12 protein-coding genes are annotated in these 14,393 nt (G+C 68.6%); 3 read left to right on the top strand and 9 right to left on the bottom strand.

Annotated features, from left to right (window positions below; translation table 11 throughout):
* From PCA_RS08095 to PCA_RS08060, 8 genes are all read right to left on the bottom strand, one after another.
* The gene (locus PCA_RS08095; RefSeq protein WP_181302090.1) at positions 1-1,095 is read right to left on the bottom strand and encodes a DegT/DnrJ/EryC1/StrS family aminotransferase; all 1,095 of its coding nucleotides are present in this window, start codon (positions 1,093-1,095) and stop codon (positions 1-3) included.
* Positions 1,092-1,685 (bottom strand): acyltransferase, encoded by a 594-nt coding sequence (locus tag PCA_RS08090; protein WP_181302089.1) that lies wholly within the window; start codon positions 1,683-1,685, stop codon positions 1,092-1,094. The genes PCA_RS08095 and PCA_RS08090 overlap by 4 nt, the downstream gene beginning before the upstream one ends.
* A gap of 12 nt (positions 1,686-1,697) precedes the next feature.
* A complete protein-coding gene (locus tag PCA_RS08085) occupies positions 1,698-2,660 on the bottom strand; it encodes a Gfo/Idh/MocA family oxidoreductase (RefSeq protein ID WP_181302088.1) in 963 nt (320 codons plus the stop codon).
* Between the two features lie 147 nt (positions 2,661-2,807).
* Entirely contained in the window at positions 2,808-5,006 is a 2,199-nt protein-coding gene (locus PCA_RS08080; protein ID WP_181302087.1) for a polysaccharide biosynthesis tyrosine autokinase, read from the bottom strand.
* Between the two features lie 30 nt (positions 5,007-5,036).
* Positions 5,037-5,471, bottom strand: a complete 435-nt coding sequence (locus PCA_RS08075; protein ID WP_181302086.1) for a low molecular weight protein-tyrosine-phosphatase — start codon at positions 5,469-5,471, stop codon at positions 5,037-5,039.
* An 848-nt stretch (positions 5,472-6,319) separates the two neighbouring features.
* On the bottom strand, positions 6,320-6,778 hold the full coding sequence (locus PCA_RS08070; RefSeq protein WP_181302085.1) for a glycine zipper 2TM domain-containing protein: 459 nt from the start codon (positions 6,776-6,778) through the stop codon (positions 6,320-6,322).
* Positions 6,779-6,894: 116 nt separating this feature from the next.
* Complete coding sequence (locus tag PCA_RS08065; RefSeq protein WP_181302084.1) at positions 6,895-8,103, bottom strand: cation:proton antiporter; 1,209 nt, start codon at positions 8,101-8,103, stop codon at positions 6,895-6,897.
* Between the two features lie 81 nt (positions 8,104-8,184).
* The gene (locus PCA_RS08060) at positions 8,185-9,654 is read right to left on the bottom strand and encodes an MFS transporter (protein WP_181302083.1); all 1,470 of its coding nucleotides are present in this window, start codon (positions 9,652-9,654) and stop codon (positions 8,185-8,187) included.
* Positions 9,655-9,841: 187 nt separating this feature from the next.
* Here PCA_RS08060 and rnk point away from each other — a divergent pair, with 187 nt between their 5' ends.
* Entirely contained in the window at positions 9,842-10,252 is a 411-nt protein-coding gene (rnk, locus tag PCA_RS08055) for a nucleoside diphosphate kinase regulator (protein ID WP_181302082.1), read from the top strand.
* 37 nt (positions 10,253-10,289) lie between these two features.
* On the opposite strand, the gene PCA_RS08050 is transcribed toward rnk, so the two are convergent.
* Positions 10,290-10,922, bottom strand: a complete 633-nt coding sequence (locus tag PCA_RS08050) for a phosphatase PAP2 family protein (RefSeq protein ID WP_181302081.1) — start codon at positions 10,920-10,922, stop codon at positions 10,290-10,292.
* Between the two features lie 118 nt (positions 10,923-11,040).
* On the opposite strand from PCA_RS08050, the gene ligA reads away from it, so the two are divergent.
* Both ligA and epmA read left to right on the top strand, forming a co-directional pair.
* Positions 11,041-13,434 carry an NAD-dependent DNA ligase LigA gene (ligA, locus tag PCA_RS08045; protein ID WP_181302080.1) on the top strand — a complete coding sequence of 798 codons (2,394 nt, stop codon included), beginning with the start codon at positions 11,041-11,043 and terminating at the stop codon, positions 13,432-13,434.
* Entirely contained in the window at positions 13,431-14,390 is a 960-nt protein-coding gene (gene epmA, locus PCA_RS08040; RefSeq protein WP_255436736.1) for an EF-P lysine aminoacylase EpmA, read from the top strand. Before ligA ends, epmA begins: the two co-directional genes overlap by 4 nt.
* Positions 14,391-14,393: the final 3 nt, after the last annotated feature.

The raw sequence follows: 14,393 nt of genomic DNA, 5'->3' as shown, positions 1-14,393 counted from the left end.
CTACCGCACCGGCGCCGCGGCGAGGCTTTCCGCGATCCGGCCGATCTGCGCCTCGGTGAGGTAGGGATGCATGGGCAGGCTCAGCACCTGCATCGCCACCTCGTCGCCCACCGGCAGGCTGGCGTTGCTCTGCGCCACCGCGGTCTGCCGGTTGATCGGCACCGGGTAGTGCACCACGGTGGGAATGCCCGCGTCCTTCAGGCGCGCCTGCAAAGCGTCGCGGTCTTCGACGCGTATGGTGTACTGGGCGTAGACGCTGGTGTTGTGCGGCTCGATGTACGGCGTGGTGGCGATGCCGATCTCGGCCAGCCGCGCGTCGTAATGCGCGGCGACCCGCTGGCGCAGCTCGATCTCGTCGTCGAAGATCGCCAGCTTGGCCAGCAGGATGGCCGCCTGCAGCGTGTCCAGCCGGCTGTTGATGCCCACGCGCACGTGGTGGTAGCGGCGGTCCTGGCCGTGGCGCGCGATCTGCCGCATGGCCAGGGCGAGCTGGTCGTCGTTGGTGAAGATCGCGCCGCCGTCGCCGTAACAGCCCAGCGGCTTGCTGGGAAAGAAGCTGGTGCAGGCGACCGTGCCGAGGTTGCACGAAGGCCGCCCCTTGTAGCTGGCGCCGAAACTCTGCGCCGCATCCTCGATCACCGGGATGCCGTGCCGTGCCGCGATTGCGTTGATCGCGTCGAAATCCGCGCATTGCCCGTACAGCGAAACCGGGATGATCGCGCGGGTGCGCAAGGTGATCGCCGCCTCGAGGCGGGCCGGGTCGAGGTTGTAGGTGCGCGGGTCGATGTCCACGTACACCGGACGGGCGCCCAGCAGCGCCACCGTCTCCGCCGTGGCGATGTAGGTGAAGCCGGGCGTGACGACCTCGTCGCCGGGGCCTATGCCCAGCGCCATCTGCACGATCTGCAGCGCGTCCGTGCCGTTCGCGCAGCTGATGCAGTGCCGGGCGCCGACGCGGTGGGCGAGCCGCTCTTCCAGCTCCCCGACTTCCGGCCCGGAAATGTACTGCCCCTGCGCGAGCACGCGCTGGATCGCCGCGTCGATCTGCGGCTTGATGCGGGCCTGCTGGGCCTTGAGGTCGTTGAAGTCGATCACGCCCGCTTTGCCTCGCGCTTTTCCAGCCGCCCGCCGCCGAGCACGTAGCGGGCGCCGGTATGCGCGCAGGTGGCGACGCCGTCCCCGGCCAGCGGCAGGTCCAACTGCTCGCCGTACTCGCTCATCCAGCCTACCTGCCGCGCCGGCACGCCCACCACCAGCGCATACGCCGGGACGTCGTGGTTGACCACCGCGCCGGCGCCCACGAAGGCGAACTCGCCGATCGTGACGCCGCAGACGATGGTGCAGTTCGCGCCCAGGGTGGCGCCGCGTTTCACCACGGTGTCGCGGTATTCGTCCTTGCGCGGGATCAGCGAGCGGGGGTTGTAGACGTTGGTGAACACCATGCTGGGGCCGCAGAAGACGCCTTCCTCCAGCGTCACGTTGTCGTACACCGACACGTTGTTCTGGATCTTGCAGTCGTCGCCGATGACCACCTTGTTGCCGACGAACACGTTCTGTCCCAGCGAGACGCGCCTGCCGATGCACGCCCCGGCGCACACGTGCGCGAAGTGCCATATGCGGGTGCCGGGTCCGATGCGGGCGCCGTCGTCGACGATGGCGGAGGGATGCTGCTGGTAATGGTCCATGCCGTGGCTACCTCAGGCTTGCCGTTGCAGGAAGGGATGGCCGTCGCCGCCCGCGGGCACGACGTCGCCGGTGCGTATCGTGGCCACGGTCTCTATGGCCACGCGGTTTTCCTCCAGGCCGAAACCCCGGCCGGCGAGGATTTCCTCGTAGCTGCGGTTGTGCAGGTCGGCGAAGCCGCCGGAGAACTCGATCTCCTCGCCGTCCACGGTGATCGAGCGGTAGGTGCGCTGGCCGCCGTCGCGCAGCGCCGCGGGCACGTCCTCGATGTCCACCGACAGGAACCAGCGCACGCGGGCGTTCTCGTATTCCAGGTAGCCGGCCGCCTTGGTGTCGTCGCGCAGGTGCACCCGGTTGGCCTGCAGCGCGCCGAAGATGTAGTGCAGCATGTCGAAGAAGTGCACGCCGATGTTGGTGGCGATGCCGCCGGATTTCTTCTGGTCGCCTTTCCAGCTCTGCAGGTACCAGTGGCCGCGCGAGGTGACGTAGGCAAGGTCGACTTCGTGCTTGGGGCCGCCTTGCCGTTGCCGCACCCGCTCGCGCAGGGCGACGATCGCCGGATGCAGGCGCAGCTGCAGGATGGTGTTGACCTGCCTGCCGGTCTCGCGCTCGATTTCCAGCAGGCCGTCGATGTTCCAGGGGTTGAGCACCAGCGGCTTCTCGCAGATCGCGTGGGCGCCCGAGCGCAGGGCGAAGCGCATGTGCGAGTCGTGCAGGTAGTTCGGCGAACAGATCGAGACGTAGTCGACCTGGTTGCCGTTGGCCGCGCGCCGGCGCAGGTCGACATGCCGGTCGAAGCGCTCGAATTCGGTGAAGAAATCGGCCTCGGGAAAGTGGCTGTCGATGATGCCGACCGAGTCGTTGGGGTCAAACGCGGCCAGCAGGCGGTTGCCGGTGGCCTTGATCGCCTGCATGTGGCGAGGCGCGATGTAGCCGGCGGCGCCGATCAGGGCGAAGTTCTTCGTCGGGGTGGTCATGGAAGCTGATCCTGGTTCCGTGCGGTCTCTGCCGGCCTGCGTGCAATCGCCGTGTGCGCGTGGCTACCGGGTGGTCGCCGCCGTTCGTTCCCGTCCTGCCGGATGCGCCCCGTGGCGCGGCGCATGCGGCAAGGTGCGCCGCCGCGCTCACCCGGCGGCCTTGTCGACACCGTAGTAGGCGTAGGAGTAGTAGCCGCTGCTGCGCTTCTCGACGGCGTTGAAGATGGCGCCGCGGAGGTGGATGTTGTTCTGTTCGAAGCGCTGCCTTGCCAGCGCGACTTCGCGCGCCTGGTTGAGTCCGAAGCGCACCACCATCAGCGCCGTGCCGGCGTGGTGGCCGATGATGGCGGCGTCGGTCACGGCCAGGATCGGCGGGGTGTCGATGATGACCAGGTCGAACATCTTCTTGACGTGTTCGAGCATGGCAGAGAAGCGGGAGTTCATCAGCAGCTCGGACGGATTCGGCGGAATCTTGCCGCGGCCGATGAAGTACAGGTTCTGCGACGTGCCGATCTGGCGCACCGTCGTTTCCAGGTCGGCCTGGCCCGATATCAACTCGGAAAGGCCGCCCTCGGCATGGCCGCCCATGACCCGGTGCAGCGTGCCCATGCGCATGTCGCCGTCGATCAGCAGCACGCGCTGGTTGCCCTGGGCGACCAGGGTGGCGAGGTTCGCGGAGACGAAGGTCTTGCCGACGTCCGGGCTGGAGCCGGTGATCATCAGCACGTTGTTCTTCGCCTCCAGGCGCGCGAAGTGCAGGCTGGTGCGCAGGCTGCGCAAGGCCTCCGTGGCCATGTCCGCCGGCGCATCCATGACCAGCAGTCGCTGCTTGTCGTAGGTGCGGCCGCGCTTGTCGTGCAGGGCCTGTTCGCGCAGGCTGACCGGGATCGAGGCGTACACCGGCAGGCCGAGGTTCTCGATGACGGCGGGATCTTCGATGCCGCGGTTGAGCGCTTGCCGGATGAACACGAACAGCAGCGCCACGAAGCCGCCCAGGAAGGTGCTGCTGAGCACCACGATGGACTTTCGCGGCCATATCGGCTGCGTGACGTCGACGGCCGAGCTGTCGACGATGCGCACGTTGCCCACCGTGCCGGCGCGGGCGATGTCCAGCTGCTGGGCCTGGTTGAGCAGGCCGGTGTAGGTGTCGTTGCTCACCTGCACGTCGCGGGTCAGCTTCAGCAGTTCCTGCTGGGTGTTCGGCAGGGTGCCGACCTGCTTGTCGATCGAGGCCTTCTTCGCTTCCAGCTGGCCGATCTGCTGCATCAAGGCCTTGTAGGCCGGATGCGCGGGGGTGTACTGGCGCTGCATGTCGGCCTGCTGCAGGCGCAACTGCTGGATGCTGCCCTGGATGGAGACTTCCTGGTCCAGCAGGCTCTGGGTCTGCATGCTGATGTCGACCGAGCGCGCCTTGAGCTGGTAGGCGTTGAGCGCGGCGGTGGCCTGTTCCAGCTGGCTGCGCACCTTGGGCAGTTGCTCGCGGACGAACTCCAGGCTGTTCGCCGCCTGCGCGGAATTGCGATCCACGTCCTGGCGCACGTACAACTCGCCGACCTCGCGCAGGATATTGCCCGCCAGGACCGGGTCGGCGTTGTCGTAGGTCATGTCGAGGATGCCCGAATCCTTGCCCTGCTCGGTGACCTTGATGGCCTTGCGCAGCCGGTTGGTCACGGTCAGCCTGCTGTGGCTGACGACGCGGAAATGGGTGCCCGGGTTGGCCTGCAGCGTCTTCACCTGCATCGTCACGCCCTGGTTGCCGGCGCCTTGCCCGGCCTTGCCGGTGAGCAGCAGGTTGCCGTCCTTGTCCTGCAGCACGTATTCCCCGTTCTCGCCCGCCACCAGGGTGAGCGGCTGGTCCTGCAGCGACTCCGGCACGCTCAGCTGGAAGATGTCCAGCTTCGAACCGCCCCAGTCGTAGCCGTTCATGCCGAACCAGGGTGCGGCCACCTGGCCCGGATGGCGCGAGGCATAGAGGCGGGCGATGAAGTTGCCGAACAAGGGGATGCGCTCGGCGCTGCTGCTGGTGGTGAGCTTGAGCTTGTCGACCACGCCGCCGACCACCATGCGCGAGGTGATCAGCGCGGCCTGCGTGGTCGTTTCGGGACTCTCCGTGCCCAGCGTCTGGGTGAGCGCCGTCAGGCCGGGAAGTTCGGGGACCTTCTGGTCCACCTGTGCGGTCGAGGTGGCCTGGTAGATGGGCGTGGCCACCAGGGCGTAGATAATGCCGAGAATGACGAAGAAACCTACGATGCGGCCTATGAGCCATTTGTTGTCGCGGAGCGTGCCGAGCATTTCGCTCAGGTCGATTTCGTTATCGCGTTGCATGGGATTCAATGGGCTGGTCATAGGATTGCCATTACATGACTTGAATCGTGGTCAGAGATAAGGTCGCCAGCTTTCAATATCCCTCGCTATCATTTCGTGAACGTATTCAAAGGCGGGACGCTGCTGGCGATACGGATCGGGTATGTCGTTTCCATCCAGCCATTTGTCCAGCAGATAGACCTTGCCGCGGGTTTCCGGAACCAGGCGGACCATTGCGTCGACATGGCTCTTTTCCATGCCCAGGATCAGGTCCGCCTCATGCAGCATGGAAGGCGCCAGCTGACGGGCCCGGTGCATGGTTCCGTCGATGCCGCTGTCGGCCAGCAGTTCCAGGGCGGTAGGGTCCATGGGCCGCCCCTCGGGCGCGCAAAGGCCTGCGCTGGTGAAGTTGACGCCGGGCGAATCCGTGCGTGCCCTGAACAGGTACTCGGCCGCGGGGCTGCGGCAGACGTTACCCATGCAGACAATCAATATCCGCTCGAACACAGCGCCGTCATACTCCCGATCCCGTGCCAACGTCGATCCAAGGATGTCAGTAATGGCGGTCCATTCTCCTGTGCATTTCAGGAAAACTCACATGAATGCGAGTTTCGTGGCCCTGTTTGGAATATGCATCGAATGCCCCGGAGTGAGGCAAATGGCGGGCAATTCACGGCGTGCTGCCTGCCCTTGATTACGATTCCGGCGGTGCGCTTTGTACACCTGATGGATTCCGGGCGATTCGGCATTGCAGGCCCGGAATGAAGTTCGATGATTGCACGCCGAGACTGTTTGTCAGTGAACCGGAGCCAAATGATCCATTGAATCGTTGTGCGCAGTGTGATTGCAACGGTTTGAAGACGATGTGAATGAGTGATGATTATGTGAAATTTCACATTGTCTTGATTTTCATTGTGACGAAAATGAAATGAATTGCGCCGCGATCGCCGCAGAACCCGCGAGGCCGGCCGCCGCGGGTGCATGCGTGCACCTGCTTCCGGCTTCGAAGTGGCGTGTGCGTGGCGACGACGCCGCGCGACGGATCGCATGCGGCCTTGCGCCGGGGGTGCACGGCGCTCGCGGGCAGGGGACGTCCGCTGCAACATCGTGCAGCGCTCATGCGTGTCGCGGAACGGCGGCTCGGTCCGGCGATCTTGCGGTGCCGCGCGGGGTGGACGGCCTCATCGCGGGCGCGGGCAGTGCATGGACTCCGCACCGCGTTGCAGGAGGGGGCCGAACGTCAGCGTCGTGTGCGGGCGAGGCGTCGGCCGGGGCTGGGCGCGGTCGCGCTGCGGGGCGGTTGGCCGGCGGGACGCCGCCCCGGAGGAGCGACGTCTGCGGATGGTGAAGGGCGCTCAGCGGATGCGGGTGATGTTGCCGTCGCCGTCGACCTGCACCAGATCGCCGTCGCGCACCGCGCTGGCGTCCCGCACCTGGACGTTCTGTACGCTGCCGTTGCCCATCTTGATGCGCACGGTCCAGCTGTCGGTGCTGCCGGCGTTGTTGCCGATCGCATTGCCGGCGAAGCCGCCGCCCACCGCGCCGCCCACCGTGGCGAGCTTGCGGCCCTTGCCCTTGCCGACCTGGTTGCCCAGCACGCCGCCGGCGATGGCGCCGATCACCGCGCCAGCGGTGCCGTGGCCGCCGCCCTGGGTGATGTTGTGCTCCACGCGCTGCACCGTGCCGCACTGGTCGCAGCGCAGGTAGATGCCGTCGTTGCGTACGAGCACGCCGCTGCTGCTCTGCGCGGCGGCGGTGCCGGCGAGACCGACCATGGCGGCAAAGGGGAGGGCGAGCAGGGACCTGGCGTTCATGGAAAACCTCCTGGGGGGGGGCGAAACCGATGTGGTTGCCCGCAAGTTTATGCCGCAGCCACCCGCAGGTGGAGTGGACGCACGGCACGCATTCCGCCGTTCCGCCCGGCGCGGCGTCAACGCGCCGGCGCGTCCGTTGCGGTCGTGTCGTCGCCCCGCGGCGCGCGGCGCAGCAGCCACGCCAGCACCGGCGGCGTCAGTATCGCGGTAAGCAGGGACATCGCCACGATGATCGCGTAGATGCGGTCGCCGAACACGCCGGCGGCGAGGCCGAGGCTGGCGATCACCACGCCCACCTCGCCCCGCGGCACCATGCCGCAGCCCACGATGACGGCGCTGCGTCGGCCCAGCGACAGCGCCCCGAGGCCGCCGCCCAGCAGCTTGGAAACGATGGCGATCGCGGTGACCGCCAGCAGCGTCCACAACGCGTCGGCAGTGGCCAGTTCGCGCAGGTCGATCTTGCTGCCGGTGACCACGAAGAAGAACGGGGTGAGCAGGGTCAGCAGGGGCTGGGTCTGCTGTTCCAGCGTGTGCTGCTGGCGGGTTTCCGAAGCGATCATGCCGGCGAGGAAGGCGCCGATGATCGCGGCGAGGCCGAACAGGGTGGAGAGCCAGGCAAGGCCCAGGCACAGCGCCAGCGCGATCAGCAGCGGCGATTGCGCGTGGCGCGGCTTGTCGAGCCAGCCGGAGCCGCGCCGCATCAGCCGCGTGCCGCCCCAGCCGATCACCGCGATGAAGCCCACCGCCGCGCCCAGCACCCACAGCAACTTGCCGGGCCTGAAGCCTGCGCCGCCCTGCAGCGACACCACCACGCCGAGCAGCAGCATGGCGAGGATGTCGTCGATCACCGCCGCGCCCAGGATCACCTTGCTTTCCACCCGCTGCAGCGCGCCGAGTTCCTGCAGCACGCGCGCGGTGATGCCGGCCGAGGTGGCCACGAAGGCGGCAGCCACGAACATCGACTTGTCCCAGCCGAAGCCGCTGCCGTGCGCCCACAGCGCGCCCATGCCGAACGGCACCAGCACGCCGATCACGCCGACCAGGAAGGCCGCCTTGCCGACTTTCTTCAGGTCCTCCAGCCGCGTTTCCAGGCCCACCGAGAACAGCAGCAGCACCACGCCGATCTCGGCCAGCACGTCCAGCGGCGTGCCGGTGGCGATCTGCCCAGGCGTGATCCAGCCTAGCAGCGAGGGGCCGACCACACAGCCGGCGGCGATCTCGCCCACCACGCCCGGCAGCTTCAGCCAGCGCGCGATCTCGCCGCCGACCTGCGCGGCGACGAACACGATGAACAGGGCGAGCAGGATGTCGCTGGCGTGGTGCACGCGTTGCCTCCGGAGTGGTGTGGAGCCCGCATGCTACCGGTTGCCCGCACCGGAGGCCCGGATGCGCCCCTGGCGCTGTACTCAACCGGCGGAGGGCAGCGCCTCGGCCGGGCGGTCGGGACGAAGCCGGCCGAACACGCGGCTGGCGGCGGCGGTGATCAGGCCCAGCAGCAGCACGGTCCAGCGGAACGCGACCACGAAATCCTCGGGCGCGTGCCCGCGCAGCAGCGCCTGCATCAGCAGCGTGGACAGCGCGATGCCGAAGCTCATCGCAAGGTACTGCACGGTGGACGCCATCGACGACGCCATCGAGGCGTGGCTGATGTCGAGGTCGTGGTAGATCAGCGTGTTCATCGTGGTGTACTGCAGCCCGGTGAAGCCGCCGTAGCAGAACGTGAACAGCGCGATCACCCAGGGCGGCGTGCCCGGTCCGAACATCGCGAAGGCGGCCAGCAGCACCGCCACGATCAGCGTGTTCCCCAGCAGCAGGCGGCGGTAGCCGTAATGCACCAGCGCGCGGTTCACCATCCACTTCGCGGCGATCGAGCCCAGCGCCTGCGGCACCATCATCAGGCCCGCCGCCAGCGGCGACCAGCCGCAGCCCACCTGCAGGAACAGCATCAGCAGCAGGAACATGCCGGAGATGCCCAGGCGGGTGAACAGCCCGCCGGCCAGCGACACCCATACGTTGCGCACGCGCAGCAGCGAAAGGTCCGCCACCGGGTGCGGAGTGCGCCGGCTGTGCCAGACGTAGACCGCGCCCAGCGCCAGGGCGACCACGCCGCAGGCGGCCATCTGCAGCCAGGGCACGGGCTCGGCGCCGGCCAGTTCCGAGGCGGTGAGCAGCAGGGCGGAGGCGAGCGCGAACAGCAGGAAGCCTGCGAGGTCGAAACGGTTCGCGTGCTCCAGCCGGTATTCCGGCATGTCGTGCCGGTTCATCCACACGCCGGCGATCGCCACCGGCACGTTGATCAGGAAGATCAGCCGCCACGAGGTGTATTCCACCAGCGCGCCGCCCAGCAGCGGACCCAGCACCGAACCGAGCAGGCCGAAGGTGGCCACCGTGCTCATCGCACGCACGAACTCGCGCCGGTCGATACTGCGCACCAGCACGTAGCGCCCCACCGGCATCAGCGCCGCGCCGCCCATGCCTTGCAGCACGCGCGCGGCCACCAGCTGGGTCAGCGTCTGCGACAGGCCGCACAGCAGCGAGCCCAGGCCGAACAGCACGATCGCGCCGCCGAACACGCGGCGCGTGCCGAAGCGGTCGCACAGCCAGGGGCTGGCCGGGATCAGCACCGCGAGCGTCAGCACGTAACTGGTCAATGCGCTGCGCATGCCCAGCGGGGTTTCCCGCAGCGCGTCCGCCATGGCCGGCACCGCGGTGTTGACCACGGTGGAATCCAGCGACTGCATGAAGAACGCCGCGGCCACCAGCCACAGCAGGCCGCGATAGCGCTGGCGCGTGGAGATTTCCGGCGGGGCCGCCGCCCCCTCGGGCGCTGCGGCCGCGTCGGCGGGGGAAGATGTCTCGGCGGCTTGCGGTGGCATTGGGCGAATGATAGCTGTTGTGACAGCTTGCTTTCTGTCAAGATCCTGCGCAGAGTCAGCCTTGTTTCATCGATCGCCGCCCCCAGTTCGGGACGGCGACACACCCAAGACGACCGCGCGCCGGGGCGCCATCGCCCCGGCGTGTGTTTTTGCGCGACCCGCACTGCCTGCGACAGGACCAAGGACCATGAGCCGCAAACCCGCCATCACCGTTTCCAGCCTCGACCTCGAACGCATCGAGGCCTTGTTCGATCGCATGTCGGCCGCCGAGGCCGCGGGTCATGCGGCGCTGCGCGAGGAATTGGACCGAGCCAAGGTGCTGGAGCCCGAGGAGATGCCGGGCAACGTGGTGACGATGAACTCGACCGTGAGCTTCACCGACGAGGAAGGCAGCCCGCCGCTGCAACTGACCCTGGTCTATCCCGCCGCGGCCGGCAAGCCCGGCACCGTGTCCATCCTGGCGCCGGTGGGCAGCGCGCTGCTGGGCCTGGCCAAGGGCAAGCACATCGACTGGCCCACGCCGGACGGCCGCAAGCGCCGCCTCACCGTGGTGTCGATCGACTACCAGCCGGAGGCGGCCGGCGACCTGCACCGCTGAGCCTTCAGGTCGGGCAACGGGCGGCGTCGTTCGCCGCCTACGGGTGGGTGCCGAAGTGGTGCACGAAGCCCACCTGGAAACCGCCCGGCAGCCAGCCCAGGATCAGCGGCGAATGGCGGTGCGCGGCCCAGATGCCCACGCCCGCGCCCAGCGCGGCGCCGGCCAGCACGTCGCTCTGCCAGTGGCCGCGCGTCTTCATGCGCGCCACCGCGTCGTAGGCGGGCAGCAGGGCCAGCGCGTACACCGCCGGGTGGTCGTGGCCGTAGTTCACGATGAACGGCGTCACCGCGGCGGTGATGGCGGTGACCTCGCCGCTGGGGAAGCTCTGCGCATGGCTGCCCTCGAAGAAGCGGTTCGGATCGGAGGTCTGCGAGGGGCGTTCGCGCTGGAACGTGTGTTTCAGCGCCTCAGCGCCCACGCCGGAGACCACCATGGCGTCCACCGAACGCCAGAACGTGTCGCCCAGCTTGTCCTGGTCGCCGAACGCCAGCGCGCCGCCGGCCACCGTGACGATGGTGCCGTACATCAGCGTGGTCTGGTTGCTGCGCTTCCAGATGCCGCTGTTGTCGTAATGGAGGCGGTGATCGATGCCGAACGGGCCGCCGCTGGCGAAGGCGGGCGTGGCGAGGGTGAAGGCGAGCAGCAACGAAGCGGGAACTGTCGTGCGCATGGGGTGCCTCCCTTGCGGCCCGGAGACGGGGCCGGCGGTGGTGCAGCCTAGTCCCGCCGCCTTTCGATTCGCTTACTCCGGCCGTCCGCCGCGGCGCGCGCATCGTTAAACTTCCCCCATGAGCGCATCTTCCGTCCCCGCCGACAGCCGGATCCGTGCCGCCGATTTGCGCGAGCGCATCGAGCAGGCCAACTACCGCTACCACGTGCTCGACGATCCGGAGATCACCGACGCCGAGTACGACCGCCTGCTGCGCGAGCTGGAGGCTCTGGAAGCGGCGCATCCCGGACTGGCCACGCCCGACTCGCCCACGCGCAAGGTCGGCGCGCGCGCCAGCGGCGGCTTCGCCGAGGTTCGCCACGCGATGCCGATGCTGTCGCTGTCCAATGCCTTCGAGCAGCCGGGCGAGGACGAACGCACCCGCTTCCACGAGGTGGCCGAGTTCGAGCGGCGCATCGAGCAGACGCTGGACCGCGCCGTGCCGGTGTTCTCGGTCGAGCCCAAGCTGGACGGCCTGGCGATCAGCCTGCGCTACGAGCACGGCCAGTTCGTGCAGGGCGCCACCCGCGGCGACGGCGAGACCGGCGAGGACGTCACCGCCAACCTGCGCACGGTGCGCGCCATTCCCCTGAGGCTTCGCGGCACGGGTTGGCCTGAAGTGCTGGAGGTGCGCGGCGAGGTGATCATGCTGCGCAAGGACTTCGAGGCGTTCAACGAATACGCCCGTACGCACGGCGAGAAGCCGCTGGCCAATCCGCGCAACGGCGCGGCGGGTTCGCTGCGCCAGCTCGACCCGGCGATCACCGCGAAGCGCCGGCTGAGCTTCTTCGCCTACGCGGTGGGCGTGGTGGAAGGCGGCGAGCTGCCGCCCACGCATTCGGCCACGTTGCGGCAGTTGCGCGAATGGGGTTTCCCGGTGTCGCCCGAGGTCGGCACCGCCCGCGGCTTTGCGGGCCTGGTCGCGTATTTCGCGCGCATCGGCGCGAAGCGCGACCGCCTGCCGTACGACATCGACGGCGTGGTCTACAAGCTGGACGACTACGAGGGGCAGCGCGAGATGGGCTTCGTGGCGCGCGCGCCGCGCTGGGCCATCGCGCACAAGTTCCCGGCGCAGGAGCAGACCACCACGGTCGAGGCGATCGAGATCCAGATCGGCCGCACCGGCGCAGCCACGCCGGTGGCGCGGCTGGCGCCGGTGCAGGTGGCCGGCGTCACCGTCACCAACGCCACCCTGCACAACGCCGACCAGGTGGCGCGGCTGGACGTGCGCGTGGGCGACACGGTGATCGTGCGCCGCGCAGGCGACGTGATTCCCGAAGTGGTGCGCGTGATGCCCGAGCAGCGTCCGCCGCACACGCAGCCGTGGACGATGCCCGCGCACTGCCCGGTGTGCGGCTCGGCGCTGCTGCGGGAGGAGGGCGAGGCGGCGTACCGCTGTTCCGGCGGCCTCATCTGCGCGGCGCAGCGCAAGGAGGCGTTGATCCACTTCGCCTCGCGCCGCGCGATGGACATCGACGGCCTCGGCGAACGCTATGTCGATGCATTGGTGGATTTCGGCTACGTGCAGACGCCGGCCGATCTGTACCGGCTCACGCTGGACGACTTCCTGGACATGAAGCGCCGTGCCGACGAGCGCGACGGCACCACGCCGGAGACCGTGAAGGCCGGCAAGATCGCGACGAAGTGGGCGGAGAACCTCATCGACGGCATCGCGGCCAGCAGGAACACCACGCTGGCGCGCTTCCTGTTCGGGCTGGGCATCATGCACATCGGCGAGAGCACGGCGAAGACGCTGGCGGCATGGCTGGGGCGGCTGGAGTTCGTGCGCAGCATGCCGGCGCCGGTGTTGCGCGTGCTGCCCGACGTCGGCGGCGAAGTGGCCGCGTCCATCGCCGGCTTCTTCGCGCAGCCGGGCAACCAGCAGGTGGTCGACGCGCTGCTGGCCGCGGGCGTGCAGTTCGGCGACGAGGGCGAACCCTCGTCGAAGCTGCGCGAGCGGCTGGGCCTCGCCGTGCTGCTGGACATGGCGAACGTCAACAAGCTCGGCGCCAAGGGCACGACGCTGCTGGCCGCGCAGTATCCGACGCTGCAGCGCCTGCTCGATGCGGGGCAGGCGCACTGGATCACCGCCGGCCTGCCGCAGGCGGCGGCGATCAATCTCGAAACCTACCTGGCGGACACATCGCAACTGGATGAGTTGCGCGAGGCCGAGGCCGCGATGCAGCGCCTGCTCGATGTCATCCCGCAGTCCGCGCAGGCAGGCAGCCTGCCGCTGGAAGGCCAGACCGCGGTGCTCACCGGCACCCTGCCCACGATGAGCCGCGACCAGGCGAAGGAAAAGCTCGAAGCCCTCGGCGCCAAGGTTGCCGGCAGCGTGTCGAAGAAGACCAGTTTCGTGGTGGCTGGCGCGGAAGCCGGCTCCAAGCTCGACAAGGCGAACGAGTTGGGCGTGCCGGTATGGGACGAGGCGCAACTGCTGGCGCTGCTGGCCGAACACGGGGTCGCGCCTTGAACCACCGCAACCTGCACGCCGCGCTGCACCTGCGTGCCCGCCTGTACGCGCTGGTGCGCGCGTTCTTCGCCGCGCGCCAGGTGCTGGAGGTGGAGACGCCGATCCTTTCCGCGGCCGGCAACACCGAGCCGAACATCGAGGGTTTCAGCACGCAGTTCAGCGGCCACGTCGACGCCGGCGCGCGCGAGCGCTGGCTGCGCACCTCGCCGGAGTATCCGCTGAAGCGCCTGCTCGCCGCGGGCGTGGGCGACTGCTACGAGCTGGGGCGCGTGTTCCGCAACGGCGAGGCCGGCGGCCGGCACAATCCCGAGTTCAGCATGCTGGAGTGGTACCGGGTGGGCTGGGACCACCGCCGCCTGATGCACGAGGTGATCGAGCTGGTGGAGGATGCGCTGGCGATGCAGGGACGTCGTGCCGAGGTGCTGATCGAAGGCTACCGCCAGTTGTTCATCGACGAGCTGGGCATCGATTCCGCGCACGCGTCCATCGAGGAACTGCGCGCACCGCTGGCAGACTTCGGCATCGCGCCCGAAGGGCTGACCCGCGACGACTGGCTGGACCTGCTGCTCACCCACAAGCTGCAGCCGGCGTTTCCGCACGGCCGCATCACGGTGATCCACGACTATCCGGCCAGCCAGTGCGCGCTGGCCCGGGTGCGCCCCGGCGATCCGCCGCGGGCGGAACGCTTCGAGCTGTACCTGGGTCCGTACGAACTGGCCAACGGCTACCACGAGCTCAACGACGCGGCGGAGCAGCGCGCGCGTTTCCAGCGCGACAACGCGCGCCGCCGCGAACGCGGCCAATGCGAACTGCCGCTGGACGAGCGCCTGCTGGCCGTGCTGGATGCGCTGCCCGACTGCGCCGGCGTGGCGCTGGGCGTGGAGCGCCTGCTGATGTGCCTGGCCGGCACCGACGCGATCGCCGACGTGCTGGCGTTCCCGTTCGCGGAGGCCTGAGCG

Origin of the sequence: Rhodanobacter sp. PCA2, from assembly GCF_013620825.1 — a bacterium.
In the GTDB taxonomy this organism is placed as follows: Bacteria; Pseudomonadota; Gammaproteobacteria; order Xanthomonadales; family Rhodanobacteraceae; genus Rhodanobacter_A.
The sequence above is the reverse complement of the archived record's forward strand: the minus strand, read 5'-3'. Positions and strand labels throughout refer to the sequence as shown.